The sequence below is a fragment of the Acidovorax sp. BL-A-41-H1 genome, from assembly GCF_051942715.1.
In genome coordinates this window covers 600,056-625,181 of the sequence record NZ_JBPVJQ010000003.1, presented here as the reverse complement: position 1 = coordinate 625,181, position 25,126 = coordinate 600,056, and the positions used below count along the sequence as shown (strand labels likewise).

Annotated in this window: 18 protein-coding genes and 2 tRNA genes; 3 read left to right on the top strand and 17 right to left on the bottom strand. The window is 62.3% G+C overall.

Translation table 11 applies throughout. The features are described 5' to 3' along the window. Window positions 1-30 precede the first annotated feature (30 nt). From rpoN to ACTPOI_RS03890, 3 genes are all read left to right on the top strand, one after another. Window positions 31-1,455, top strand: coding sequence for an RNA polymerase factor sigma-54 (gene rpoN, locus ACTPOI_RS03900; RefSeq protein ID WP_440106593.1), 1,425 nt, complete (start codon window positions 31-33; stop codon window positions 1,453-1,455). A gap of 242 nt (window positions 1,456-1,697) precedes the next feature. After that, the gene (locus ACTPOI_RS03895; protein WP_440106591.1) at window positions 1,698-2,021 is read left to right on the top strand and encodes a KGG domain-containing protein; all 324 of its coding nucleotides are present in this window, start codon (window positions 1,698-1,700) and stop codon (window positions 2,019-2,021) included. A 289-nt stretch (window positions 2,022-2,310) separates the two neighbouring features. After that, the gene (locus ACTPOI_RS03890; RefSeq protein ID WP_440106589.1) at window positions 2,311-2,946 is read left to right on the top strand and encodes a DUF4142 domain-containing protein; all 636 of its coding nucleotides are present in this window, start codon (window positions 2,311-2,313) and stop codon (window positions 2,944-2,946) included. Between the two features lie 169 nt (window positions 2,947-3,115). Here ACTPOI_RS03890 and ACTPOI_RS03885 read toward each other — a convergent pair. The 17 genes from ACTPOI_RS03885 to fusA all read right to left on the bottom strand — a co-directional run bounded on the left by ACTPOI_RS03885 (window position 3,116) and on the right by fusA (window position 25,065). After that, window positions 3,116-3,191 (bottom strand) — tRNA-Phe (locus ACTPOI_RS03885). Window positions 3,192-3,270: 79 nt separating this feature from the next. Further along, a complete protein-coding gene (locus ACTPOI_RS03880) occupies window positions 3,271-3,966 on the bottom strand; it encodes a response regulator (RefSeq protein WP_440106587.1) in 696 nt (231 codons plus the stop codon). A 42-nt stretch (window positions 3,967-4,008) separates the two neighbouring features. Beyond that, window positions 4,009-6,321: an ATP-binding protein gene (locus ACTPOI_RS03875; protein ID WP_440106585.1), complete on the bottom strand. Its 2,313-nt coding sequence runs from the start codon at window positions 6,319-6,321 to the stop codon at window positions 4,009-4,011. After that, the gene (locus ACTPOI_RS03870) at window positions 6,318-6,878 is read right to left on the bottom strand and encodes a DUF4390 domain-containing protein (protein ID WP_440106583.1); all 561 of its coding nucleotides are present in this window, start codon (window positions 6,876-6,878) and stop codon (window positions 6,318-6,320) included. Before ACTPOI_RS03870 ends, ACTPOI_RS03875 begins: the two co-directional genes overlap by 4 nt. Before the next feature lie 49 nt (window positions 6,879-6,927). After that, window positions 6,928-8,256, bottom strand: coding sequence for a 16S rRNA (cytosine(967)-C(5))-methyltransferase RsmB (gene rsmB, locus ACTPOI_RS03865; RefSeq protein WP_440108257.1), 1,329 nt, complete (start codon window positions 8,254-8,256; stop codon window positions 6,928-6,930). A gap of 163 nt (window positions 8,257-8,419) precedes the next feature. Beyond that, window positions 8,420-9,100: a LemA family protein gene (locus ACTPOI_RS03860; protein ID WP_440106581.1), complete on the bottom strand. Its 681-nt coding sequence runs from the start codon at window positions 9,098-9,100 to the stop codon at window positions 8,420-8,422. 172 nt (window positions 9,101-9,272) lie between these two features. Beyond that, the gene (rpoC, locus tag ACTPOI_RS03855) at window positions 9,273-13,511 is read right to left on the bottom strand and encodes a DNA-directed RNA polymerase subunit beta' (protein WP_440106578.1); all 4,239 of its coding nucleotides are present in this window, start codon (window positions 13,509-13,511) and stop codon (window positions 9,273-9,275) included. A 21-nt stretch (window positions 13,512-13,532) separates the two neighbouring features. Next, on the bottom strand, window positions 13,533-17,645 hold the full coding sequence (rpoB, locus tag ACTPOI_RS03850; protein ID WP_440106576.1) for a DNA-directed RNA polymerase subunit beta: 4,113 nt from the start codon (window positions 17,643-17,645) through the stop codon (window positions 13,533-13,535). A 302-nt stretch (window positions 17,646-17,947) separates the two neighbouring features. Then, complete coding sequence (gene rplL, locus ACTPOI_RS03845) at window positions 17,948-18,325, bottom strand: 50S ribosomal protein L7/L12 (protein WP_440106574.1); 378 nt, start codon at window positions 18,323-18,325, stop codon at window positions 17,948-17,950. A 40-nt stretch (window positions 18,326-18,365) separates the two neighbouring features. Continuing rightward, a complete protein-coding gene (gene rplJ, locus ACTPOI_RS03840; protein ID WP_056165010.1) occupies window positions 18,366-18,890 on the bottom strand; it encodes a 50S ribosomal protein L10 in 525 nt (174 codons plus the stop codon). 229 nt (window positions 18,891-19,119) lie between these two features. Then, window positions 19,120-19,815 carry a 50S ribosomal protein L1 gene (gene rplA / locus ACTPOI_RS03835; RefSeq protein ID WP_291519235.1) on the bottom strand — a complete coding sequence of 232 codons (696 nt, stop codon included), beginning with the start codon at window positions 19,813-19,815 and terminating at the stop codon, window positions 19,120-19,122. A gap of 1 nt (window position 19,816) precedes the next feature. After that, complete coding sequence (gene rplK / locus ACTPOI_RS03830; RefSeq protein ID WP_007850051.1) at window positions 19,817-20,248, bottom strand: 50S ribosomal protein L11; 432 nt, start codon at window positions 20,246-20,248, stop codon at window positions 19,817-19,819. A 143-nt stretch (window positions 20,249-20,391) separates the two neighbouring features. Beyond that, on the bottom strand, window positions 20,392-20,988 hold the full coding sequence (gene nusG, locus ACTPOI_RS03825) for a transcription termination/antitermination protein NusG (RefSeq protein ID WP_440106571.1): 597 nt from the start codon (window positions 20,986-20,988) through the stop codon (window positions 20,392-20,394). Next, window positions 20,985-21,371, bottom strand: coding sequence for a preprotein translocase subunit SecE (gene secE / locus ACTPOI_RS03820; RefSeq protein WP_440106569.1), 387 nt, complete (start codon window positions 21,369-21,371; stop codon window positions 20,985-20,987). Before secE ends, nusG begins: the two co-directional genes overlap by 4 nt. A gap of 91 nt (window positions 21,372-21,462) precedes the next feature. Further along, window positions 21,463-21,538: transfer RNA gene (locus tag ACTPOI_RS03815), tRNA-Trp, on the bottom strand. A 14-nt stretch (window positions 21,539-21,552) separates the two neighbouring features. Next, complete coding sequence (tuf, locus tag ACTPOI_RS03810) at window positions 21,553-22,743, bottom strand: elongation factor Tu (RefSeq protein ID WP_069104469.1); 1,191 nt, start codon at window positions 22,741-22,743, stop codon at window positions 21,553-21,555. 219 nt (window positions 22,744-22,962) lie between these two features. After that, window positions 22,963-25,065, bottom strand: a complete 2,103-nt coding sequence (fusA, locus tag ACTPOI_RS03805) for an elongation factor G (RefSeq protein ID WP_440106566.1) — start codon at window positions 25,063-25,065, stop codon at window positions 22,963-22,965. Between the last annotated feature and the right edge of the window lie 61 nt (window positions 25,066-25,126).

Genomic DNA, 25,126 nt, shown 5'->3' with positions numbered 1-25,126 from the left:
CCGGCATCACTCCAGTCGTACGGCCCACCCATGCTCCAACTCGCCGCCCTGCCCCACCAAGTCCACCAACTGGCCATGTCGCCACGCCAGCAGCAAGCCGTGAAGCTGCTGCAGATGTCATCGCTCGATTTCCGGCAGGTACTGCAGAACGCGGTGGCCAACAACCCGTTCATCGAATGCACCGACATCGACGGCATCCTGAGCGCCAACGACGCTGCAGATGGCGTGGATGACGACACCTCAGCCCTCTATGACGGCATGGACGATGCCAGCTGGCTGGATGCACCCAGACACGCGCCCGCCGCCAACGGCGACGCACTGCAAGACCGCTGCGCTCACAGCCCCACACTGGCCGACCACCTGATGGCCCAGCTGGACCTGCTGCGGCTGTCGGAGCGCGAGCGGGAACTGGCGCGCCTGGTGGCGGCATCGCTGGAAGACGACGGCTACTTTCGCACCAGTATTGATGAACTGGCCATGGCCACACTGCTGGCCGACTGGCCCGAGCAGCCCGACGAGGATGAGTGGCGCATTGCCCTGTGCCGGGTGCAGTCGCTGGAGCCCGCCGGTGTGGGCGCGCGCGACCTGGCCGAGTGCCTGCGCCTGCAGGTGCGCGCCATGGCGCCGGTACCGCAACAGGCGCTGTGCCTGCGCGCGCTCGACCACCTGGGCCGTGTCGCCGCCAGCGATGTGCAGACGCTGTCTGCCCTGCTGAATGTCAGCAGCGCCGATGTGCTGGCCGTGCTGGCCCGCATCCGCCGGCTCGACCCGCATCCGGGCTGGAGCGTGAACTCGCCCCCGGTGCAGTACGTGGTGCCAGATGTGCGCGTGGTCCGCAGGCGCAGCGGCGAGTGGACGGTGCAGAGCAACCACCGCGCGGTACCGCGCTTGCGTGTCAACCACGACTACGTCGACGCTGCACGCCGCGCAGGCATCGACGCAGGCTCGGCGCTCGACGGGCAGATCCGCGAAGCCACCTGGACCGTGCGCAACATCGAGCAGCGCATCTCCACCATCATGTCGGTGGCCCAGGCCATCGTGCGGCACCAGCAAGGCTTCTTCGAGCACGGGCCACTTGCGCTCAAGCCGCTGGCGCTGGCGCAGATTGCCGAGGATGTGGGCGTGCACGAATCCACGGTGTGCCGGGTGACCAACAACAAATTCATGGAAACCCCGCACGGGGTGATGGAGCTCAAGAAATTCTTCTCGCGCGCCATGCGCCTGAGCGGAGGCGGTGAATGTTCTCAGGCCGCCATCCGTGAACTGATCGGTGGCATGGTCGCGGCTGAATCATCAGACGCGCCCTTGACGGACGCTGACCTGACGCGCCATCTCGAACGCCAGGGCGTGAAGGTGGCGCGCCGCACGGTCACCAAGTACCGGCAGGAATTGCGCATCGAGCCTGCCGAGCGCCGCAAAGCGCGCAACAGCATGCCGGTGTGGCGCTTTGGCTGATCGGTCGCCGGGAAAGCACCTCTCTTGTTCATCGCGCTGCCAACAGCGCTGCATGTCAACACGCTCCGACAAGGCGAAAGAGGGGCCCGGCTCAGCAAGCTCTGCCGAACGATTTACCACCTGTGCAATCGGTACCGGAGGAGTCAGCCCTGGATCACGCATACCCCGAGTGGCACCCCGATTGCCACAGGAGTAAGGCACCAGTGGCGATGTTGCTGCCGGGCTTTCAAAGGAGTATTTCAATGGCATCGAATCAGGGAAATCAGGGAAACCAAAGCGGTGGCAACCAGAACAGCGGCGGCAGTTCCAACCGCGGCTTTGCGGCGATGGACCCCGAACGCCAGCGTGAAATTGCCAGCAAGGGGGGCCAGGCAGCCCACCAAAGTGGCAATGCGCACGAGTTCACGTCGGAAGAGGCCCGCCAGGCCGGCGCCAAGAGCCACGGCGGTGGTGGCAACGGTAGTGGCAACGGTGGGAACAGCGGTGGCAGCGGTGGCGGTACACGCGGCGGCTCATCCGAGCAGCATGCCGAAGCCGGCCGCCAGAGTCACAAGAATGACCGCTGATAAGGCGCGGAGCCTTTAAGACCGCCGGTCCCCACAACCAACCGGCAAGCGTGCATCGCTTGCCGGTTTTTTTATGTACTCGACTGTCATCGCCGGACCGTCCCAGTGCCCGCTTGCGAAAGGCAAAGGCTTGTGCACGGCACACCGGTGTGCGCCCGCGCAGCACAGTTGTCTGCCCCCTGCGTTCGCCCGAATCACACGGCGGACATCAACACCGTCCTACGACACGCCCGCGCTGGTGCGCCCAACCTCCGTGTTTCACATTGACCCGCCCGCAGGAGCACTCACCATGACTTTTCACCGCACTCCCATGACCATCGCCACCGTTACGCTGTTTGCAGCGCTGTCGGCCCCCGGCGTCTCGTTGGCCCAGAACACCACGCAGGGCAGCCAGGGCACTTCCGGCACAACCGCCAAGGCGAGCGGCCAGGGTGCCGGAAACTCCGATTCAGCCGCAACGTCCGGCCAGCGGCGTGTAGACGGCGCAGACCGGGACTTCATGGAAAAGGCCGCGCACAGCGGTTTCGCCGAGGTCGAGAGCAGCAAGCTCGCCATAGAGAAAGCCACCAGCCCCGAGATCAAGGCCTTTGCCCAGCAGATGGTGAAGGACCACACCCAGACCAACGAGGAACTGGCTGCGCTGGCCCAGGCCCGTGGCGTGAAGCTGCCCGACGGTCCATCAATGGTGCAAAAGGGCAAGATGAAGCTGCTGTCGACCGCCGACGGCGCAGACTTCGACCGCCGCTATGCCGAGTCCATGGGCATCGAGGCACACCGGGACACGATCGAACTGTTCGAGAAGGCGTCGCGCGACGCGAAGGACGCTGAGATCAAGGCCTTTGCATCGGGCAAGCTGCCGGCGTTGCGCCATCACCTGGAAATGGCGCAACAGTTGCCGCAAGCCAAGAACAAGGACCGCAAGTAACGGATCGTCGGAGCGTTGCCACGGCATGGGATGGCCGTTGGGGCCTTGAACAGATCCTCGCAGATTGGCCTGCCTAGGCGTCCCGGCCCGATGCGCCAACAAAAAAGCGACCTTTTAAGGGGTCGCTTTTTGCGTTTTACCGGCGTCCAAAAGGTCGTCCATAAAAATTTGGTGGCCTGGGGCGGAATCGAACCACCGACACAAGGATTTTCAATCCTCTGCTCTACCGACTGAGCTACCGGGCCTGAGCCTCAAATTATATCCAGAAAAACCGGCGCAAAAACGCGACCCCACAATTTTCTGCAAAGCGAGAAGGTTCGCCGGTCAGCCGCGCTTGCCGCGGCCCAGGTCCACGCCCAGCTGGCGCAGCTTGCGGTACAGGTGGGTGCGCTCCAGCCCCGTCTTCTCGGCCACGCGGGTCATCGAACCGCCCTCGCGCGCCAGATGGAACTCGAAGTAGGCTTTTTCGAATCCGTCCCGTGCCTCGCGCAGAGGACGGTCCAGATCGAACCCCTGATGGGCATGCGGCCCGTTGTCGGCGCCGGCCAGGACGGCCACGACGCTCGACGCGGACGGGATTGCATACGCCGGGTCGGCAGCGACTTGGGCCACCGCCGCGACTTGCACGGCTGCAGTGGGGGCTGCCTGGTGGGCGGCATTGCGGGCCAGGCCCTGCTCCACGGCCTTGAGCAACTTTTGCAGGGTGATGGGCTTTTCGAGAAACGAAAATGCGCCGATGCGGGTGGCTTCTACCGCGGTGTCGATGGTGGCGTGTCCGCTCATCATGATCACGGGCATCGTCAGCGCGCCCGCGGTGGACCATTCCTTGAGCAGCGACACCCCGTCGGTGTCGGGCATCCAGATATCCAGCAGCACCAGGTCGTAGGTGTTGGCGGCACGCGCACTGCGGGCCTGCGTCGCGTTTTCCGCCAGGTCCACACTGTGGCCTTCGTCGTTCAGAATTTCTGACAGCAGGTCACGGATGCCCAGCTCGTCGTCGACCACCAGAATGTTTGCCATGAGTTTTGAAGCGCCTTGAGGTACTGCGGGGCGCTGTTGTTATCACGCCACCGGGGATTCAGGGGCGAATGATAGCGACACTTGCGCGCCCCGCACCACACCGTCTTCCGTGCGGTTGGACAGGTCAATCCGCGCTCCATGCTCATCGGCGATCTTCTTGACCACTGCCAGCCCCAGGCCGGTACCGCGCGCCTTTGTGGTCACGTAGGGCTCGAACGCACGCTGCAGGATGTGCGCGGGAAAGCCACTCCCCGAGTCCGAAACGGTCAGGCGCACACGCCGCGAAGTGCTACCCCAGCGGGTGCTGATCCGTACCGGCATCAGTTCGGTCTTGCCCTCGACGCGCGCCTGTTCGGTGGCGTCTTGCGCGTTTTGCAAAAGGTTGTGCACCACCTGCCGCAGTTGCTGCGCGTCGCCTGCAATCGGGGGGCATTGCGGGTCCAGCTCAGCCACCACCGGCACGGTGGCATTCTCTTCGCCGTAGAGGTTCAGCACGTCAGCAACCAGTGCGTTCAGATCCAGCGACTGCAGTTCGGCAGCAGGCAGGCGCGCGTAATCACGGAACTCGTTGACCAGGCGCTTCATGGCATCGACCTGGTCCACGATGGTCTTCACCGACTTGGTCAGGATGGCCTGTTCCGGTGCGGCCACCTTGCCCGAGAGCTTCATCTCCAAGCGCTCTGCAGACAGCTGGATGGGGGTCAGCGGGTTCTTGATTTCGTGCGCAAGGCGCCTGGCGACCTCGCCCCAGGCCTGTGCGCGCTGGGCCGAAACAATCTCCGAAATGTCGTCAAAAACCAACAGCCGGGCGGCATTCGGGAGCTCGGCGCCCCGCGCGACCAGGCTGGTGGCGTGTTGCTGCGCGCCGCCGCCCGCAGATGGATGCAGTTCAAATGGCTGCTGCCAGTGGTCGAGCCCATGCCGCTCGTGGTCCCCCAGAAAGGCGTCGAAATGCCCCTGCACCGAGGCAGCAAACTCGGCCAGGCCGGGCACGGCAGACAGCGGCTGGCGTTCATAAGCCGCCATGGGCGCCTTCAGGATCCGCGTAGCGCCCGGGTTGGACGACAGGATGAGGCCTTCGGCGTCGAGCACGATGACGCCTGCGGTGAGGTTGTCCAGAATGGTCTGCAGGTTGGCACGCGCGGCATCGACCTGACCCATGCTCTGCTCCACGGCCTGGCGCGCATCGGCCAGCTGCTGCGTCATGAGCGCAAACGACCGCGTCAGCCCGCCCAGTTCGTCGCGGCCCTGCAGCGCCGCCTTGGGGCTGAGGTTGCCCGCAGCCACTTCGCGCACCCCCTCGGCCAGCACCAGCAGCGGTCGCACAAGCTGGTTGCCCAGCAACACGGCCAGCAGCACGGCCCCGAACACGGCCAGGAAAAGGCTCAGCGTGAGCGTGCCAACGTACATGCGGCGCAGTCCTCCACGGGCCAGCGCGCGCTCCTGGTACTCGCGGTTGGCGTCCTGCACTGCGATGGCATTGGCCACGAGCGCGGGTGGCAACGGCAGCGTCGCCTGCAGATAACGCGGCTCTACCAGCAACCCCACACCGGGCGTGCTGACCAGTACCAGCACCTTCACCCGCGCGCTCTGCGCCGCCAGCGGGTCCGAAATGTCGTCCAGCCCTTCGATCTGCGCAGTGGCCCGCTGCTGTCGTACCGTGCGCAGCAACGCGGCGCCCGGCCGCTCCGGGTTCAGGCTGAACCGGCTTTGCCCCGCACTGGCCACGGCCTGGCCCGAGGCATTCCACAGCACCACGTCGGTGGCACCCAGTTGTTCCCGAATGCGCTCCAGCACCAGGCCGGCTCCGGCGTCCGGGACGGGGCCGATCTGCGCACTGGCATTGCGGGCTTTGGACGCCATGTCGGTTGCCAGCGAATCGAGCGATACCCGCGCCAAATTCACCCCGGCCGAAAGGGCCCCCTCCACCTTCACGTCGAACCAGCTCTCGATGGAGCGGGTGACGAACTGGTATGAGACCACGTAAATCAGCACGCCGGGCACCAGCCCGACCAGCGCGAAGATGGCCGCCAGCTTGACCAGCAGACGGCTGCCAAACCGCCCCCGCCGAAGTCGGATGCCCAGACGTACCGCCACCCACAACAGCACGGCCAGCAGCAGCACGGCCACCAGCACATTCACGCCGAACAGCCAGGCGTAGTTGCGCTCGTACAGCGCGCGGTTGTTGGTGGCCAGCGTCAGCAGAAACAGCAGCACCAGGCCGATGGCCGACATGATGGCCGCGCCCACGCCCAGTGCCCACCGCACCGCGCGCGACTGCCGGGCAGCGCTGTGGCTGGAAGCCGGATCGCCTGGCTTGCCCGACCTGCCCGGGCCGCTGGCGGACGACGTCACCGTGCGGGCTCCGGCGTCAGGCGCTGGCTGCGCAAGACCAGCACATTCCAGCCAGACTGGCCAACAGCTCCGATCTGGAAGGGGCGCGGCAGTTGCGACACGTCCAGCCGAAAACGCAGGTTGACGGTGTGCATGGCGTCGGACTCCATTGCAGCTGCATCGGCGATTTTCCAGCGCGCGATCCGCTGTACCGCGGCCATGGCGTCGTCGTAGTCATCAAAGTTTTGCCCCAGCACCACGCCCAGACCCGAGTTGGAAAAGGGCACGGTGGAGGTGTTGAGCCGCCACCGGCGCGTCAGCGGTTGGTAGCTGAGCCGCAGGTACCGCGTGGCTTGGGCAACCTGCTTGTCGGACCAGTACCAGCGGTGGCGCAAGACCTGCGCTTCGGCCACAAAGAACATGGGGATGCCCTTGTAGAGCGCGTCTTCGGCCAGCTCGGGCAAGGCAAACTGGAGACTGGTGCTGAGGAATACGCCGTCACTGGTGCGATCCACGCGCAGTTCGGTGCTCTCGGCAGCGGTCGCGTCGGACGCGGCTGCCCCGCTCGTCTGGACCATCAGTACGAAGAGCGCAGCGCACACCAGCCAGCCGCAAGCCCTCACGAACTCATGGCGACGTTTTCTGCAACAGCGCGTAAAAAAATCCGTCGTGATCACTGGATGGATTGTCCGGGACGTGTGCGCGGCTGTCCCGGATAGCGGGAATTAAATGGCCCGGCGAGGGCAGCAAAACGGCGTCGGTGTTGTGCGCAAGAAACGTTTGCACCTGCTGCTCGCCCTCGGCCCGAAAGACCGAGCAGGTGCAGTACAGCAGACGTCCGCCGACACGCACCAGCGGCCACAGGGCTTCGAGCAGACGCGCCTGGATTGCGGCCAGCTGCGCAATGTCCGACTCGCGGCGCAGCCAGCGCACATCGGGGTGACGACGCACGATACCCGACGCGGTGCACGGCGCATCCAGCAAGATGGCATCGAAGAGTGCCCCACTGCACTGCTGCTGCCACCAGGCATCGGGTCGGGCGGCATCGGCCACCACCACCTGGGCGTGCAGGCCCAGCCGGTCCAGCGTTTCGGTGATGCGGCTTGCGCGGACGGGGTCGATCTCCAGCGCCGTAACCTGAAGCGGCGCGCCCTCACCCGCATGCTCCAGCAGATGGGCTGTCTTGCCACCGGGGGCTGCACAGGCATCGAGCACGCGCAGGGGCTGGGCCATGTCGAGACCGTCGAGCAACAGGCCCGCTGCGCGCTGGGCCGCAGCATCCTGCACCGACACCCAGCCCTGCGCAAAGCCGGGCAGCATCTGCACAGGTACGGGGCGCTCCAGCACCAGCCCGCTATCGCCCACGGCATTTGCTCCTATATCAATAGCATTCAGGGCAATAAGGTATTGCGCTACCGTGCTTTTTTGCTTGTTAACACGCAATGTCATGGGCGCGTGGGCATTGTTGGCCGCCAGAATCTGCTCCCACGCGGATGGGTGGTCCTTGCGCAAGCGGTCGATCCACCAGCGCGGATGGTTCCAGCGGGCCAGCGGCTCGCCGTCTGTGGCCGCCACCAGCGCCTCGCGCTCGCGCAGGAACCGGCGCAGGCAGCCATTGATGAACGAGGCCTGGGCCCGCGTGGCAGGGTCGTGCTTGGCGGCCTCGACCGTCTGGTTGACCAGCGTGAACGGTTCGTAGGGCGACTGCAGCGGGTCCCAGCACAGGGCGAGGGCGGTGCACAGCAACGCATCTGCCGCAGGGGGCGGGGTGCGCGGTGCCATGTGGCGTCGCAGGGTTTCGGCCCGGCCTGCCTGGCGCAGCACCTGGAACAGCAGCGATTGAACGCCCGGGCGCAAGTCGGGCCGCACCGCAGCAAGCGCCGCGGTACCCGACTGTCCGCCGCGTATGGCCTGCAATGCAATCGCTACCTGGGCAAGCTGCTGCCACAGGGCCACAGAGCCGTCAGCGGCAGGCCGAGGCCTTGCTGCAGCCTGAGCACCCCTTTCGGCGGGTACCGGGCCGCTGCTGCGGGGCCGTGCCTGGCGGACGGGCTGCGCAGGCGGCGCGCGGCGCGGGGAAGAAGGATGGGTCATGGTGGTGAATGGATCGGGGCTCGTTTCAGAGCCCGCGTGTGGCCTTGAAGCCGAAAAGCCGGGCGAGCAAGCTCGCCGGAAACTGAGCGACAGCCTCGTTGTACTGCCTGACCGCATCGTTGAAGGTATCGATGGCGTGACCGGCGTGGGCCACGTTTTCGCTCCAGCGTATCTGCAAGGGTACCAAGGTGTGCAGCGCGACTGATGCGGCCGCACCTGTATCGCCTGACGCTTCATCCACGGCAACGCTGCCTTGGGTAGGTGCAGCGCTGGAGTCGCCCGGGGCAGCCACGTTCTGAGTCGCCAGGCCGGCGCTTTCGTTCATGGCAGCCGCCCAGCAAGCATCCAGCACGCTGCGGGCGGCCGCCAGGGCGGCAAGCGCATCCGCATGCAACGGCCGCGCGCGCGCAACCGCCAGTGATGCGCTGAACTGCACCGTGGCGCCCTCCAGGGCAGCCATGCGGTCATCGGCACGAACCGCTGGTATCACGGTGCTGGCAGGGTCCACAGTACGGCTCACGGCTCCGTCAACCGGCCGCGCTGCTGCCACCTCACCAAGCAAGGCCAGCAGGCGCTGCATGTGCGCATCAAAGGCACCGAACGCCTGCACCACGGCGGAGCGCAGGCGCATCAGGCGGTTGTACGCGCCCAGCGCCCAGAAGACGGTGAGCGAGACAGCTATCCAGAAAAGGGGGGAAGACCACATGGGCAGATGGCAGGGTGCAGGGGCGCAGGCAGCTTCGCTTGACGTGAACCAATAACGGCCAAAGATCCATTGTGGCGGGTCGGTCAGGCAAGGTACCTGCACCAGTAAAAACGCTCCCGGCCTGCCACAGGACAGGACGGGAGCGTTTCATTCGGCGACAGCCGCAGGGGGTTTAGTCCGCAGCGGAATCCGTAGCGGTGACGGTGCTGCTGCTTTCCTCATCGGAGGCAGAGCCCTGGGCTTCCATTTCAGCGGCTTCGGCTTCGGCGATGGCACGGCGCTCGGCGTCGTCCATGGCGTCCTTGGCCTTGCGTGCCTGGTGGTAGGCCATGCCGGTACCGGCAGGGATCAGGCGACCCACGATGACGTTTTCCTTCAGGCCACGCAGCTCGTCGCGCTTGCCCATGATGGCAGCCTCGGTCAGCACGCGCGTCGTTTCCTGGAAGGAAGCGGCCGAGATGAACGAGTCGGTCGACAGCGAAGCCTTCGTGATACCCAGCAACAGGTTGCTGTAGGTCGCGGGGATCTTGCCTTCGCCCTGCAGCGCATCGTTGGTGTTGAGAATCTCCGAGCGCTCGACCTGCTCGCCTGCGATGTAGTTGGACTCGCCAACGTTCTCGACCACGACACGGCGCAGCATCTGGCGAACGATCACCTCGATGTGCTTGTCGTTGATCTTCACACCCTGCAAGCGGTACACGTCCTGCACTTCATCAACGATGTAGCGCGACAGCTCTTCGATGCCCAGCAGGCGCAGGATGTCCTGCGGATCGGCCGGGCCGTCGACGATGGATTCGCCCTTGTTCACCACCTGGCCTTCGTGCACCAGGATGTTCTTCTCCTTGGGCACGAGTTCTTCGAACACGTGGCCTTCGGGATCGGTGATCTGCAGGCGGACCTTGCCCTTGGTTTCCTTGCCGAACGACACGGTACCGGTCATCTCGGCCAGCGTGCCCTTGTCCTTCGGCGTACGGGCTTCGAACAGCTCGGCCACGCGAGGCAGACCACCGGTAATGTCGCGGGTCTTCTGACCTTCGACCGGGATACGGGCCAGCACTTCGCCGGGACCCACGTCCTGACCGTCGCGCACCTGGATCAGCGCGCCGACCTGGAAACCGATGGTCACCGAGTGGTCGGTGCCAGGGATCTTCACTTCGTTGCCCTGGGCGTCGATCAGCTTCACCTGTGGGCGAACAACCTTGGCAGCGCCGCGGCGCTTGGGGTCGATCACCACCAGGGTGGACAGACCGGTCACCTCATCGACCTGCTTCGCAACCGTGAGACCTTCTTCGACATTCTCGAACTTGGTCTGGCCGGCGAACTCGGTGATGATGGGGCGCGTCAGCGGATCCCAGTTGGCCAGAATCGTGCCGGCCTTGATCGTCTGATCTGCCTTGACGGTCAGCGTGGCGCCGTACGGCACCTTGTGGCGCTCGCGCTCGCGGCCATGTTCGTCGTGGATGATGATTTCACCCGAACGTGCAATCACCACCAGCTCGCCCTTGGTGTTGCTCACATAGCGCATCGTGGCGTTGAAGCCGATCACGCCGTTGGACTTGGCTTCCACGCTCGATGCGATGGCAGCGCGCGACGCGGCACCACCGATGTGGAACGTACGCATGGTCAGCTGCGTGCCGGGCTCGCCGATGGACTGGGCAGCGATCACACCCACGGCTTCGCCGAGGTTGATCAGGCCGCCACGGCCCAGATCGCGGCCATAGCACTTGGCGCACAGGCCGTAGCGCGTTTCGCAGGTCAGCGCCGTGCGCACCTTGACTTCGTCGACGCCAGCAGCTTCCAGCTCTTCGATGAGGTCTTCTTCCAGCATCACGCCGGCTTCGACCAGCACCGCACGAGTCTCGGGGTGCAGCACATCTTCGGCAGCCGTGCGACCCAGGATACGATCGCGCAGCGATTCGATCACTTCACCGCCTTCAACAATGGCGCGCATCAGCGAGCCATTGGAGGTACCGCAATCTTCCTCGGTCACCACCAGATCCTGCGTCACGTCCACCAGACGGCGGGTGAGGTAGCCGGAGTTGGCGGTCTTCAGCGCCGTATCGGCCAGACCCTTACGGGCACCGTGGGTGGAGATGAAGTACTCCAGCACGTTCAGACCTTCGCGGAAGTTCGCGGTAATAGGCGTCTCGATGATCGAGCCGTCGGGCTTGGCCATCAGGCCCCGCATGCCGGCCACCTGACGGATCTGGGCGGCAGAGCCGCGGGCACCCGAGTCGGCCATCATGTAGATGGAGTTGAAGGACTCCTGGTCCACTTCCTTGCCGTGGCGGTCCATGACCTTCTGCTTGGACAGCTGGGCCATCATCACCTTGGACACTTCGTCGCCGGCCTTGCCCCAGATGTCCACCACCTTGTTGTAGCGCTCGCCAGACGTCACCAGACCGGACACGTACTGCTGTTCGATCTCTTTGACTTCCTTCTCGGAGCGCTCGATGATGCCGGCCTTCTGTGGCGGCACCAGCATGTCGTCGATGGCGATCGAGATACCGGCGCGCGTGGCCAGGCGGAAGCCGTTTTGCAGCAGCTTGTCTGCAAACACCACGGTTTCCTTCAGGCCGCACTTGCGGAAGCTCACGTTGATGAGCTTGGAGATTTCCTTCTTCTTGAGCGCCTTGTTCATGTTGCTGAACGGCAGGCCCTTGGGAAGAATCTCGGACAGCAGCGCGCGGCCCGCAGTGGTTTCCACGAGCGAAGTAGACGGCACGAACTCGCCCGTTTCCTTGTTCTTGGTCCACTCGGTCATGCGCACGGTGATCTTGGCAGCCAGCTCGACCTCGCCCGCATCCAGCGCGCGTTGCACTTCACCGGTGTCGGCAAACACCAGGCCTTCGCCCTTGCCGTTGATACGGTCACGGGTGGCGTAGTACAGACCCAGCACCACGTCCTGCGAAGGAACGATGGAGGGTTCGCCCGATGCCGGGAACAGCACGTTGTTGGAGGCCAGCATCAGCGTGCGGGCTTCCATCTGCGCTTCCACCGACAGCGGTACGTGAACAGCCATCTGGTCACCGTCGAAGTCAGCGTTGAAGGCCGCGCAGACGAGGGGGTGCAGCTGGATGGCCTTGCCTTCGATCAGGATGGGCTCAAAGGCCTGGATACCCAGACGGTGCAGCGTAGGCGCACGGTTGAGCATCACGGGGTGTTCCTTGATGACCTCTTCCAGGATGTCCCACACCACCGGCGTGCCGGATTCGACTTCCTTCTTGGCGGCCTTGATCGTCGTCGCGATGCCCATGGCTTCGAGGCGCGAGAAGATGAATGGCTTGAACAGTTCGAGCGCCATCAGCTTGGGCAAACCGCACTGGTGCAGCTTGAGCGTGGGGCCCACGGTGATCACGGAACGACCGGAGTAGTCCACGCGCTTGCCCAGCAAGTTCTGGCGGAAACGACCGGACTTGCCCTTGATCATGTCGGCCAGCGACTTCAGGGCACGCTTGTTCGCGCCCGTCATGGCCTTGCCGCGGCGGCCGTTGTCCAGCAAGGAGTCGACGGCTTCCTGCAGCATCCGCTTTTCGTTGCGAGCGATGATTTCAGGGGCCTTCAGCTCCAGCAGGCGGCGCAGACGGCTGTTGCGATTGATGACGCGGCGATACAGGTCGTTCAGGTCGGAGGTCGCGAAGCGGCCGCCGTCCAGCGGCACCAGCGGACGCAGGTCCGGTGGCAGCACGGGCAGCACTTCGAGCACCATCCACTCGGGCTTGATGCCGGACTTCTTGAAGGCTTCGAGCACCTTCAGGCGCTTGGCGTTCTTCTTGACCTTGACTTCGGAGCCGGTCAGGTCACCGCGCAAGCGTTCGATCGACAGGTCGATGTCGATGGATTCCAGCAGGTCCTTGATGCCTTCAGCGCCCATCTTGGCGATGAATTCGTCGCCGTATTCCTTGCGCTTGGCGTCGTAGTCGTCCTCGGACATGATGCTGAACTTCTTCAGCGGGGTCATGCCTGGGTCGGTCACCACGTAGGCTTCAAAGTACAGCACGCGTTCGATATCGCGCAGCGTCATGTCCAGCACCAGGCCCAGACGCGATGGCAGCGACTTCAGGAACCAGATGTGGGCGCAGGGCGCGGCCAGATCGATGTGGCCCATGCGCTCGCGGCGCACCTTGGTCTGCGTGACTTCAACGCCGCACTTCTCGCAGATCACACCGCGGTGCTTGAGGCGCTTGTACTTGCCGCACAGGCATTCGTAGTCCTTGATAGGACCAAAAATCTTGGCGCAGAAGAGGCCGTCACGCTCGGGCTTGAACGTGCGGTAGTTGATGGTTTCAGGCTTCTTCACTTCGCCGAAAGACCACGAACGGATCTTCTCGGGCGAAGCCATGCCGATGCGGATGGCATCGAAGTGCTCATCCGGCGTGAATTGCTTGAACAGGTCGAGTAGCGATTTCATAGTGACTCTTTCCTTTTCTGCTTAGGAGCGTTCCAGCTCGATGTCCAGGCCCAGCGAACGGATTTCCTTGACCAGCACGTTGAACGATTCCGGCATGCCGGCTTCGATGGCGTGTTCGCCCTTGACGATGGATTCGTACACCTTGGTACGGCCCACCACGTCGTCGGACTTCACAGTCAGCATTTCCTGCAGCACGTAGGCGGCGCCGTAAGCTTCCAGCGCCCACACTTCCATTTCCCCGAAACGCTGGCCACCGAACTGGGCCTTGCCGCCCAGCGGCTGCTGCGTGACGAGCGAGTACGGACCGGTCGAGCGGGCGTGCATCTTGTCGTCCACCAAGTGGTGCAGCTTCAGGTAGTGCATGTAGCCGATGGTGGTCGGGCGCTCGAAGCGCTCGCCAGTGCGGCCGTCAAACAGGTAAGCCTGCGTACGGGTTGGTGTCAAGCCCTTGCGCTCAGCAATGTCGTCCGGGTAGGCGATCTTGAGCATGTCCTTGATCTCTTCTTCCGAAGCACCATCGAACACGGGGGTGGCATACGGCACGCCGGTGGTGAGGTGGGCCGCCATGGCCATCAGGTCCTCGTCGCTCAGCTGCGACAGGTCTTCCTTGCGGCCGCGCGAGTTGTACACCTCTTCCAGGAACGTGCGCATTTCCGACGCCTTGGCCTGCTCTTGCAGCATGTTGCCAATGCGCTGGCCAATGCCCTTGCCAGCCCAGCCCAGGTGGACTTCCAGCACCTGACCGATGTTCATCCGCGATGGCACGCCCAGCGGGTTCAGAACGATGTCGGCAGGGGTGCCGTCAGCCATGTAGGGCATGTCTTCGACCGGAACGATCTTCGACACCACGCCCTTGTTGCCGTGGCGGCCGGCCATCTTGTCGCCAGGCTGCAGGCGGCGCTTGACGGCCAGGTACACCTTGACCATCTTGAGCACGCCAGCGGGCAGCTCGTCGCCTTGCGTCAGCTTCTTGCGCTTTTCTTCAAAGGCCAGGTCGAAGCTGTGGCGCGTCTGCTCCAGGGCGTTCTTGATGGACTCGAGCTGCGTGGCGACTTCGTCTTCCGCAGGGCGGATGTCGAACCAGTGGAACTTCTCGACCGAAGCCAGGTAGACCTTGTCGATCTTCGTGCCCTTGGCCAGCTTCTGCGGGCCACCGTTGGCAACGCGGCCATTCAGCAGCTTTTCGATACGGTCGAACGCGTCGGCCTCGACGATGCGCAGCTGGTCGTTCAGGTCCAGGCGGAAGCGCTTGAGTTCATCGTCGATGATCTGCTGGGCGCGCTTGTCACGCTGGATCCCTTCGCGGGTGAACACCTGCACGTCGATCACGGTGCCTTGCGAGCCCTGGTCCACACGCAGCGAGGTGTCCTTCACGTCGGAAGCCTTCTCGCCAAAGATGGCGCGCAGCAGCTTCTCTTCAGGCGTGAGGGTGGTCTCGCCCTTGGGCGTGACCTTGCCGACCAGCGTGTCGCCGGGTTGCACTTCAGCGCCCACGTAGATGATGCCGGACTCGTCCAGACGGTTCAGCTGCTGTTCCGACAGGTTCGGAATGTCGCGCGTGATTTCCTCGGCACCCAGCTTGGTGTCACGGGCCATGACCACGAGTTCCTCGATGTGGATCGAGGTGTAGCGGTCTTCGGCGACCACACGCTCAGAGATCAGGATCGAATCTTCGAAGTTGTAGCCGTTCCAGGGCATGAACGCGATGAGCATGTTCTGGCCGATGGCGATTTCGCCAAAGTCCGTCGATGCGCCGTCAGCGATCACATCACCCTTGACCAGCATGTCGCCCTTCTTGACGATGGGGCGCTGGTGGATGTTGGTGTTCTGGTTGGAACGCTGATACTTGATCAGGTTGTAGATGTCCACGCCCACTTCGCCGGCCACGGCTTCGGCGTCATTCACGCGTACCACGATGCGCGTCGCATCGACATAGTCCACGATACCGCCGCGGTTGGCGGTGACCACGGTGCCCGAGTCCACGGCAGCAACGCGCTCGATACCCGTGCCCACCAGTGGCTTCTCGGGGCGCAGCACAGGCACGGCCTGACGCGACATGTTGGCACCCATCAGCGCGCGGTTCGCATCGTCGTGCTCCAGGAACGGAACCAGCGATGCAGCCACCGACACGATCTGCGCGGGCGACACGTCCATGTACTGCACGCGGTCTGCGCCGCACAGGATGGATTCACCCTTTTCACGTGCCGACACCAGTTCGCCCGTCAGGCGACCGTCCTTGTCGAGCACGGCGTTGGCCTGCGCAATGACGTACTTGCCTTCTTCAATGGCCGACAGGTAGTCGATCTCGTTCGTGACCTTGCCATCCACCACGCGGCGGTAGGGAGTCTCGATGAAGCCGTACTCGTTCAAGCGGGCGTACAAAGCCAGCGAGTTGATCAGGCCAATGTTTGGACCTTCAGGCGTTTCGATAGGGCACACGCGACCGTAGTGGGTCACGTGCACGTCACGCACTTCAAAGCCGGCACGTTCGCGCGTCAGACCGCCTGGGCCCAGTGCGGAAACACGGCGCTTGTGCGTGATTTCGGCCAGTGGGTTGGTCTGGTCCATGAACTGCGACAGCTGCGATGCACCGAAGAATTCCTTCAGGGCAGCCGAAATCGGCTTGCTGTTGATCAGGTCGTGGGGCATGAGCGGTTCCTGCTCTGCCTGGCCCAGACGTTCCTTCACGGCCTTTTCGATACGTGCCAGACCCGTGCGGTACTGGTTTTCGGCCAGTTCGCCCACGCAACGCACGCGGCGGTTGCCCAGGTGGTCGATATCGTCGACTTCGCCATTGCCGTTGCGCAGGTCCACCAGGATCTTGACCACGGCCAGGATGTCCTCGTTGGACAGCACCATGGGGCCGGTGGATTCGTCGCGGCCGATCTTGGCGTTGAACTTCATGCGGCCCACGCGCGACAGGTCGTAGGTGTCAGGGTTGTAGAACAGGCGCTGGAACAGGGCCTGCACTGCATCTTCCGTCGGTGGTTCGCCGGGGCGCATCATGCGGTAGATGGCCACGCGCGCTGCGAACTCATCAACAGTTTCGTCGATGCGCAGGGTCTGCGACATGTACGCGCCCTGGTCCAGTTCATTCGTGTAGATGCACTGAACGTCCTGCACGCCGGCGCTGCGCAGCTTCTTGAGCAGCGCTTCCGTCAGCTCGTCGTTGGCCTTGGCGATGATTTCACCCGTGTCGGCATCGACGATGTTGCGGGCCACCACGCGGCCGATCAGGAAGTCTTCAGGGACGCTGATGTGCGTGGTGCCAGACTGCTCCAGATCGCGCGTGTGGCGTGCCGTGACGCGCTTGTCCTTGGCGACGATGACCTTGCCCGACTTGTCGGTGATGTCAAAGCGCGCGACTTCACCGCGCAGGCGCTCGGACACAAATTCCATTTGTGCGCCGCTGTCCATCAGGCGGAAGTTGTCGTTGACGAAGAAGTTCGCCAGGATCGATTCGGGGTTCAGGCCGATGGCCTTGAGCAGGATCGTGACCGGCATCTTGCGACGACGGTCCACGCGGAAATACAGGATGTCCTTGGGGTCGAACTCGAAGTCGAGCCACGAGCCGCGGTAAGGAATGATGCGCGCCGAGAACAGCAGCTTGCCCGAGCTGTGTGTCTTGCCCTTGTCGTGTTCAAAAAACACACCAGGCGAACGGTGGAGCTGCGAGACGATGACGCGCTCGGTGCCGTTGATGATGAACGAGCCCTTGTCGGTCATGAGCGGCACTTCGCCCATGTAGACCTCTTGCTCCTTCACTTCCTTGACCACCTTGGACTGCGAAGTCGACGATTCGCGGTCATAGATGATCAGCTGGACCTTGGCGCGGACGGCGGATGCAAACGTCAGACCACGGGTCTGGCATTCGCGCACATCAAACGCGGGCTTTGCGAGGTTGTACTCGATGAACTTCATCTCCACAAAACCGTTGTGGGAGACGATGGGGAAGGCAGCGTCAAATGCAGCCTGAAGACCTTCTATGGTTCTTTTCTGGGGTGCTTTATCTGCCTGCAGGAAAGCGGTGTATGCGTCCTTCTGCATCTGGAGCAGGTAAGGAACTTCGAGCACGCTATCGCGGGTGCCGAAACTTTTGCGAATTCGCTTGCGTTCGGTGTAGGAATAGGCCATGAGATCTCCGGGCAAAGACATGAGTCCTGGGTCTTCGACGACTGACCCGCAAAGTGAGCTGTCACTGCGGGCTTGGCGGTTGGCCACTACCAACCATGGCGGACGGTGATGCGTTGCACATCACCCGAACCAAGGCATCTTCTGCTGTCGGGGTTGTCAGAAGACACTCGAAAACTGGCTTGGGCTTTCCGCAGACGCAGGGCCTGCGGGAAACCGGCACGACCGGTTTTCGGGTGCTCTCTGAAAGCACCAAAGGCTGGAGGCCCTTTGAAGGAACACTCCAGCCCTTGAGCGAGACCGAATTACTTGAGTTCGGCCTTGGCGCCGGCTTCCACCAGCTTCTTGACAGCTGCTTCGGCGTCGGCCTTGGCAATGGCTTCCTTGACGTTCTTGGGAGCGCCGTCCACCAGGTCCTTGGCTTCCTTGAGGCCCAGGCCAGTGATTTCGCGCACTGCCTTGATGACGGACACCTTGTTGGCGCCAGCTTCGAGCAGGACCACGTTGAATTCCGTCTTTTCTTCTGCAGCTGCAGCAGCGCCGCCGCCGCCAGCGGCAGCAGGAGCAGCCATGGCCGCAGCGCTCACGCCAAACTTCTCTTCAATGGCCTTGACCAGGTCATTGAGTTCCATAACCGTCATGCTGTCCAGAGCGGTCAAAAATGCGTCTTTATCGAATGCCATTTTTATTTCCTAACAATTTTGTTGGTTATCTATCGGGCAATTAAGCCGCGACAGGTTCGGCGGCCGTTTCGGCAGCGCCTTCGCCTTTTTTCGCCGCCAGTGCGCCCAGCACAACGGCCGTACGCGACATGGGGGACATAAGCAAGCCGCAAATCTGGGCCAGCAACACTTCCTTGGAAGGAATGTTGGCCAGTTGCTTAACGCCGTTGACATCCAGGGCCTTGCCACCGAAAGCGCCACCGCGAATCACCAGCTTGTCGTTGGTCTTCGCGAAATCGGCCACCACCTTGGCGGCGGCCACAGCGTCTTCGGAGAAGCCATAGATCAGAGGACCGGTCATCTGGTCCGCCACCACGTCAAACGCGCTGCCAGCCACAGCACGGCGAGCCAGAGTGTTCTTCAGAACACTCAGGGTCACGCCCTTGCTGCGAGCATCAACACGCAGTTTGGTCATGTCGGCGACCGTGATGCCGCGGTACTCCGCGATCACAAGCGTTTGAGCTTTAGCGGCGAGGCTGGTCACTTCACTGATGACCGCTTCTTTCTCACTGCGATTAAGACTCAAGGTCTACTCCTTAAATTGCGCATTCGGGCTTTCACCCTCCTGCACGCTCTTGTTGCAGCGACCAACTGTTTCGGAAAAACTTTCCATCTGCAGCGGGATCGCCATCTGCGTTGGCCCCGAGGGATTAAGTGCGGTAGCACACCAACGGTCTTGGATGGCCTGACAACACCCGAAGATGCTGCCAGCCCACCACATCGGGCTTTCGAAAAAACCCGAAGATTCTTCGCAATTACGCTGCGATGGTCTGGGTATCAACGCGCACGCCGAGACCCATGGTCGAGGACACAGCCACCTTGCGCAGGTACACACCCTTGCTGGTAGCAGGCTTGGCCTTGGTCAGCGCATCGATGAGCGCGGCCAGGTTCCCCTGCAGCTTGTCGTTGTCGAACGAACGACGGCCGATTGTGCTGTGCACGATGCCGGCCTTGTCCACGCGGAATTGCACTTGACCAGCCTTGGCGTTCTTGACGGCCGTGGCCACGTCAGGCGTGACGGTGCCAACCTTGGGGTTGGGCATCAGGCCACGTGGGCCCAGGATCTGGCCCAGCGTACCCACGACGCGCATGGCGTCAGGCGCAGCAATCACGATGTCAAAGGGCATGTCACCAGCCTTGACCATCGCGGCGAGGTCGTCCATGCCGACGATGTCAGCGCCAGCGGCCTTGGCTTCCTCAGCCTTGGCACCCTGTGCGAACACGGCCACACGCGTTGTTTTGCCGGTACCGTTGGGCAGCACCACGGCGCCACGAACCACCTGGTCAGACTTCTTGGCATCGATGCCAAGCTGAACGGCCACGTCGATGGATTCGTCGAACTTGGCCGTAGCGGCCTCCTTCACGATCGCGACTGCTTCGGCGAATGCGTACAGCTTCGTGCTGTCAACCTTGCCTTGCAGGGCCTTTTGCTTTTTGGTCAGCTTTGCCATCTTACAAACCCTCCACCGTCACGCCCATCGAGCGTGCAGAGCCAGCCAGCGTGCGCACAGCGGCGTCTACGTTGGCAGCGTTCATGTCCTTCATCTTGGTCTTGGCGATTTCTTCGAGCTGTTCGCGCGTGATCTTGCCGACCTTGGTCTTCAGAGGGTTCGACGAACCCTTGTCGAGCTTGATAGCCTTCTTGATCAGGGTCGTCGCGGGCGGCGTCTTGATGATGAAGGTGAAGCTCTTGTCTGCAAAAGCCGTGATGACCACGGGCAATGGCAGACCTGGCTCAACGCCTTGAGTCTGCGCATTGAATGCCTTGCAGAACTCCATGATGTTGAGGCCACGCTGACCCAGCGCTGGGCCGATCGGTGGGGATGGGTTGGCCTTACCGGCTGGCACTTGCAGCTTGATAAAACCGACGATTTTTTTCGCCATGTTTACTCCTTGCGGGTGATAACGCCTGCGCTACACACTGCAGCGACGGGCTCCCCGGGGTTAACGACTCACTACTTCATGCACTGCGCCGAGTCGAAAAGCGCAGCACCAAAAAAATTGGCCGCCCGTGGATGCCGGAAAAATCAGGTCTTCTCTACCTGACCGAATTCGAGTTCCACAGGCGTGGAGCGCCCGAAGATCATCACGGACACTCGTACGCGGCTCTTTTCGTAGTTGACCTCTTCCACTGAACCGTTGAAGTCCGTAAACGGGCCTTCCTTCACACGCACCAGCTCGCCGACCATGAATTCGATCTTGTGGCGTGGCTTCTCGGTGCCTTCCTGCATCTGGCTGACGATCTTCTGGACTTCTTCCTCGGAAATCGGAGCCGGACGATTCTTGGCGCCGCCGACAAATCCGGTAACCTTGTTGGTGTGCTTCACCAGATGCCACGTGTCGTCGTCCATGATCATTTCGACGAAGACATAGCCAGGGAAAAGACGGCGCTCAGTGGTCTTGCGCTGTCCGTTCTTCATCTCCACCACTTCTTCGGTAGGCACAAGAATGCGGCCGAATTTGGTATCCATGCCTGAACGGGCGATTCGCTCCTGAATGTTGCGCTCGACAGCTTTTTCCATCCCAGAGTAGGCATGGACGATGTACCAGCGCAGATCAGGATTGACAGCGGCCGAAGTGGCTACAGGAGCCTCGGCTCCATTCATTTCTGCTTCGGTGGTCATGATTTTCTCCAGCCCAAGATCAAGTCGTACAGGACCCACTCAAGCGTCTTGTCGGTGAACCAAAGAAAAAGAGCCATCACGACGACGAACGCAAACACATACGCCGTCATCTGCAGCGTTTCCTTGCGGGTCGGCCAGACAACCTTCTTGACCTCGCGCCAGGCGTCCCTTGCAAAGGCAATGAACTGCCGCCCAGGCTCCGAGATGAGAAATACGCCAGCTGCTGCGACCAATCCGACAAGCAGCGCGGCCCACTGAACCAGTGCACCTTGTTTGCCAAGCAAATAAAAGCCCGCAACCGACGCGATGACCAGAGCCACCACCGCTGCGAGCTTGGCCTTGTCTGCGCCCGTGTTAACAGTTTCGACCTGTGAAGTGGCCATGTTTGAGTATTTCCTGCTTCCGAATCACGGTGCCGTCCAAGACACCGAAGCCCGCCAGAGTGTGGCGGGCTTGGTTTGGGCCACATTCAAGTGGCAGGGGCAGTAGGAATCGAACCTACAACCTTCGGTTTTGGAGACCGACGCTCTGCCAATTGAGCTATACCCCTATTTGAACCTTGCTTTAAGCAATGATCTTGGCAACCACGCCGGCGCCCACGGTACGACCGCCTTCGCGGATGGCGAAGCGCAGGCCTTCTTCCATGGCGATGGGGTTGATCAGCTTGACGGTGATCGACACGTTGTCACCAGGCATGACCATTTCCTTGTCGGCTGGCAGCTCGATGGCACCGGTCACGTCAGTCGTGCGGAAGTAGAACTGGGGACGGTAGTTGTTGAAGAAAGGCGTGTGACGGCCACCTTCGTCCTTGGACAGCACGTACACCTCGGCGGTGAAGTGCGTGTGCGGCTTGATCGAGCCGGGCTTGCACAGCACTTGGCCGCGCTCGACGTCTTCGCGCTTGGTGCCGCGCAGCAGCAGACCGACGTTGTCGCCTGCCTGGCCCTGGTCCAGCAGCTTGCGGAACATTTCCACGCCCGTGCAGGTGGTCTTGGCGGTGTCCTTGATACCGACGATTTCGATTTCTTCGCCGACCTTGATGATGCCGCGCTCGATACGGCCGGTCACCACGGTGCCGCGGCCAGAGATGGAGAACACGTCTTCCACGGGCATCAGGAAAGCACCGTCCACAGCGCGGTCAGGCGTAGGGATGTAGGTGTCCAGGGCTTCGGCCAGCTTCATGATGGCTTCTTCACCCAGCTTGCCCTTGTCGCCTTCCAGGGCGAGCTTGGCAGAGCCACGGATGATCGGGGTGTCGTCGCCTGGGAAGTCGTACTTGTCCAGGAGCTCGCGCACTTCCATTTCGACGAGTTCCAGCAGTTCTTCGTCGTCCACCATGTCGCACTTGTTCAGGAACACGATGATGTAAGGCACGCCCACCTGACGGGCCAGCAGGATGTGCTCGCGGGTCTGGGGCATGGGGCCGTCAGCGGCCGAGCACACCAGGATCGCGCCGTCCATCTGGGCTGCGCCGGTGATCATGTTCTTCACATAATCGGCGTGGCCAGGGCAGTCCACGTGGGCGTAGTGGCGGTTGGCCGTTTCGTATTCCACGTGGGCGGTGTTGATGGTGATGCCGCGTGCCTTTTCTTCAGGCGCTGCGTCGATCTGGTCGTAAGCCTTGGCTTCGCCGCCGAACTTGGCCGACAGCACGGTGGCAATCGCTGCAGTCAGCGTCGTCTTGCCATGGTCCACGTGGCCGATCGTGCCCACGTTGACGTGGGGCTTGGTCCGTTCAAATTTACCTTTTGCCATTTCGATATCTCCAAAGAGCAGTGCCTGTGTCAGGGTTTAACGTCTGCACCCGATTGCTGATTCGTCCCGCACAGGGCAACAGGACGGCACCGGGTCGCAGATTGCAAGAATCTTGCTACTTATTTAATAGCGCCCAGAGCATGAAGAACAAGCGCTGGGTGCATGTTTGGCTTCAAAAGCGATTGGCAAGGCCTGCCGAAGCAGGACTTGCCCTGCACCTTACTTGGCGCGCGAAGCCATGATGGCTTCGGACACGTTGCGAGGCGCTTCGTTGTAGTGCTTGAATTCCATCGAGTACGTGGCACGGCCTTGCGTTGCGGATCGCAGCGAGGTCGAGTAGCCGAACATTTCCGACAGCGGCACTTCAGCGCGGATGGCCTTGCCGCCGCCCGGGATGTCGTCCATGCCCTGCACCATGCCGCGACGGCTGGACAGATCGCCCATCACCGTGCCGGCGTAGTCTTCAGGCGTTTCCACTTCCACAGCCATCATGGGTTCCAGAATCACGGGGCCGGCCTTGCGGCAGCCTTCCTTGAAGCCGAAGATGGCAGCCATCTTGAACGCCAGTTCGTTCGAGTCCACATCGTGGTACGAACCGAAGTGCAGCGTGACCTTGACGTCCACCACGGGGTAACCGGCCAGCACGCCTTGCGTGACGGCTTCGTTGATACCCTTTTCCACGGCCGGGATGAATTCGCGAGGAACCACACCGCCCTTGATCGCGTCGACGAACTCAATGCCCTTGCCGGCTTCGTTGGGTTCGATCTTGAGCACGACGTGACCGTACTGGCCCTTACCACCGGACTGGCGCACGAACTTGCCTTCGGCTTCTTCCACCGTCTTGCGGATGGTTTCGCGGTAGGCCACCTGGGGCTTGCCCACGTTGGCCTCCACGCCGAATTCACGCTTCATGCGGTCCACGATGATTTCCAGGTGCAGCTCGCCCATACCGGCGATCAGCGTCTGGCCCGACTCTTCGTCAGTCTTCACGCGGAAGGATGGATCTTCAGCAGCCAGGCGTTGCAGGGCAATGCCCATCTTTTCCTGGTCGGCCTTGGTCTTGGGTTCCACGGCCTGTGTGATCACGGGCTCAGGGAACACCATGCGCTCCAGAATGATCTGGGAGTCGATGTCGCTCAGCGTTTCGCCGGTCGTCACGTCCTTCAGGCCCACGCAGGCAGCGATGTCGCCAGCGCGGATTTCTTCGACTTCCTGACGCTCATTGGCGTGCATCTGCACGATACGGCCGATACGCTCTTTCTTGCCCTTGATCGGGTTGTAGACGGTATCGCCCTTGGTCAGCACGCCGGAGTACACGCGCACGAAGGTCAGCTGGCCGACGAACGGGTCGGTCATCAGCTTGAATGCCAGTGCCGAGAACTTTTCGCTGTCGTCAGCCTTGCGGGTGACGGGGTTTTCGTCTTCGTCCGTACCGGTCACGTCATCGATGTCGGTAGGCGCTGGCAGGTAGTCGATCACGGCGTCGAGCATGCGCTGAACACCCTTGTTCTTGAACGCGGTGCCGCACAGCATCGGATGGATTTCCGTAGCGATGGTGCGCGTGCGCAGGCCGAACTTGATTTCAGCTTCGGAGAGGTCACCCTCTTCGAGGTACTTGTTCATCAGCTCTTCAGAGGCTTCAGCAGCAGCTTCCACCATCTTCTCGCGCCATTCCTTGGCGGACTCGAGCAGCTCAGCCGGGATTTCTTCGTAGCTGAACTTCATGCCCTGCGAGGCTTCGTCCCAAATGATGGCCTTCATCTTCAGCAGATCGACCACGCCGGTGAACTTGTCTTCGGCACCGATCGGGATCACGACGGGCACAGGGTTGGCCTTCAGGCGCAGCTTCATCTGGTCGTAGACCTTGAAGAAGTTGGCACCGGTACGGTCCATCTTGTTCACAAAGGCCAGACGTGGCACCTTGTACTTGTTGGCCTGGCGCCAGACGGTTTCCGACTGGGGCTGCACGCCACCCACGGCGCAGTACACCATGCAGGCGCCGTCAAGCACGCGCATCGAACGTTCCACTTCGATCGTGAAGTCCACGTGACCGGGGGTGTCGATGATGTTGAAGCGGTGCTCTTCGTAGGAATTGTCCATTCCCTTCCAGAAGCAGGTCGTGGCAGCCGAGGTGATCGTGATGCCGCGCTCTTGTTCCTGCTCCATCCAGTCCATGGTGGCAGCGCCATCGTGCACTTCACCAATCTTGTGGCTCACGCCCGTGTAGAACAGGATACGTTCGGTGGTCGTGGTCTTGCCAGCGTCAATGTGGGCCGAGATACCGATATTGCGGTAGCGCTCGATGGGGGTCTTGCGAGCCATGGTGGATCCTTGGATGGGTCGTTTTGTTTCGGGGGATGGCACCGCACTGTGGCGCAGCCAT

Bases quoted from the DNA above. Each gene is read 5' to 3' on its own strand.
- rpoN (WP_440106593.1), top strand. From the start codon at position 31: ATGCTCCAACTCGCCGCCCTGCCCCACCAAGTCCACCAACTGGCCATG.
- ACTPOI_RS03895 (WP_440106591.1), top strand. From the start codon at position 1,698: ATGGCATCGAATCAGGGAAATCAGGGAAACCAAAGCGGTGGCAACCAG.
- ACTPOI_RS03890 (WP_440106589.1), top strand. From the start codon at position 2,311: ATGACTTTTCACCGCACTCCCATGACCATCGCCACCGTTACGCTGTTT.
- ACTPOI_RS03880 (WP_440106587.1), bottom strand. From the start codon at position 3,966: ATGGCAAACATTCTGGTGGTCGACGACGAGCTGGGCATCCGTGACCTG.
- ACTPOI_RS03870 (WP_440106583.1), bottom strand. From the start codon at position 6,878: ATGGTCCAGACGAGCGGGGCAGCCGCGTCCGACGCGACCGCTGCCGAG.
- ACTPOI_RS03860 (WP_440106581.1), bottom strand. From the start codon at position 9,100: ATGTGGTCTTCCCCCCTTTTCTGGATAGCTGTCTCGCTCACCGTCTTC.
- rpoC (WP_440106578.1), bottom strand. From the start codon at position 13,511: ATGAAATCGCTACTCGACCTGTTCAAGCAATTCACGCCGGATGAGCAC.
- rpoB (WP_440106576.1), bottom strand. From the start codon at position 17,645: ATGGCCTATTCCTACACCGAACGCAAGCGAATTCGCAAAAGTTTCGGC.
- rplL (WP_440106574.1), bottom strand. From the start codon at position 18,325: ATGGCATTCGATAAAGACGCATTTTTGACCGCTCTGGACAGCATGACG.
- rplA (WP_291519235.1), bottom strand. From the start codon at position 19,815: ATGGCAAAGCTGACCAAAAAGCAAAAGGCCCTGCAAGGCAAGGTTGAC.
- rplK (WP_007850051.1), bottom strand. From the start codon at position 20,248: ATGGCGAAAAAAATCGTCGGTTTTATCAAGCTGCAAGTGCCAGCCGGT.
- nusG (WP_440106571.1), bottom strand. From the start codon at position 20,988: ATGACCACCGAAGCAGAAATGAATGGAGCCGAGGCTCCTGTAGCCACT.
- secE (WP_440106569.1), bottom strand. From the start codon at position 21,371: ATGGCCACTTCACAGGTCGAAACTGTTAACACGGGCGCAGACAAGGCC.
- tuf (WP_069104469.1), bottom strand. From the start codon at position 22,743: ATGGCAAAAGGTAAATTTGAACGGACCAAGCCCCACGTCAACGTGGGC.
- fusA (WP_440106566.1), bottom strand. From the start codon at position 25,065: ATGGCTCGCAAGACCCCCATCGAGCGCTACCGCAATATCGGTATCTCG.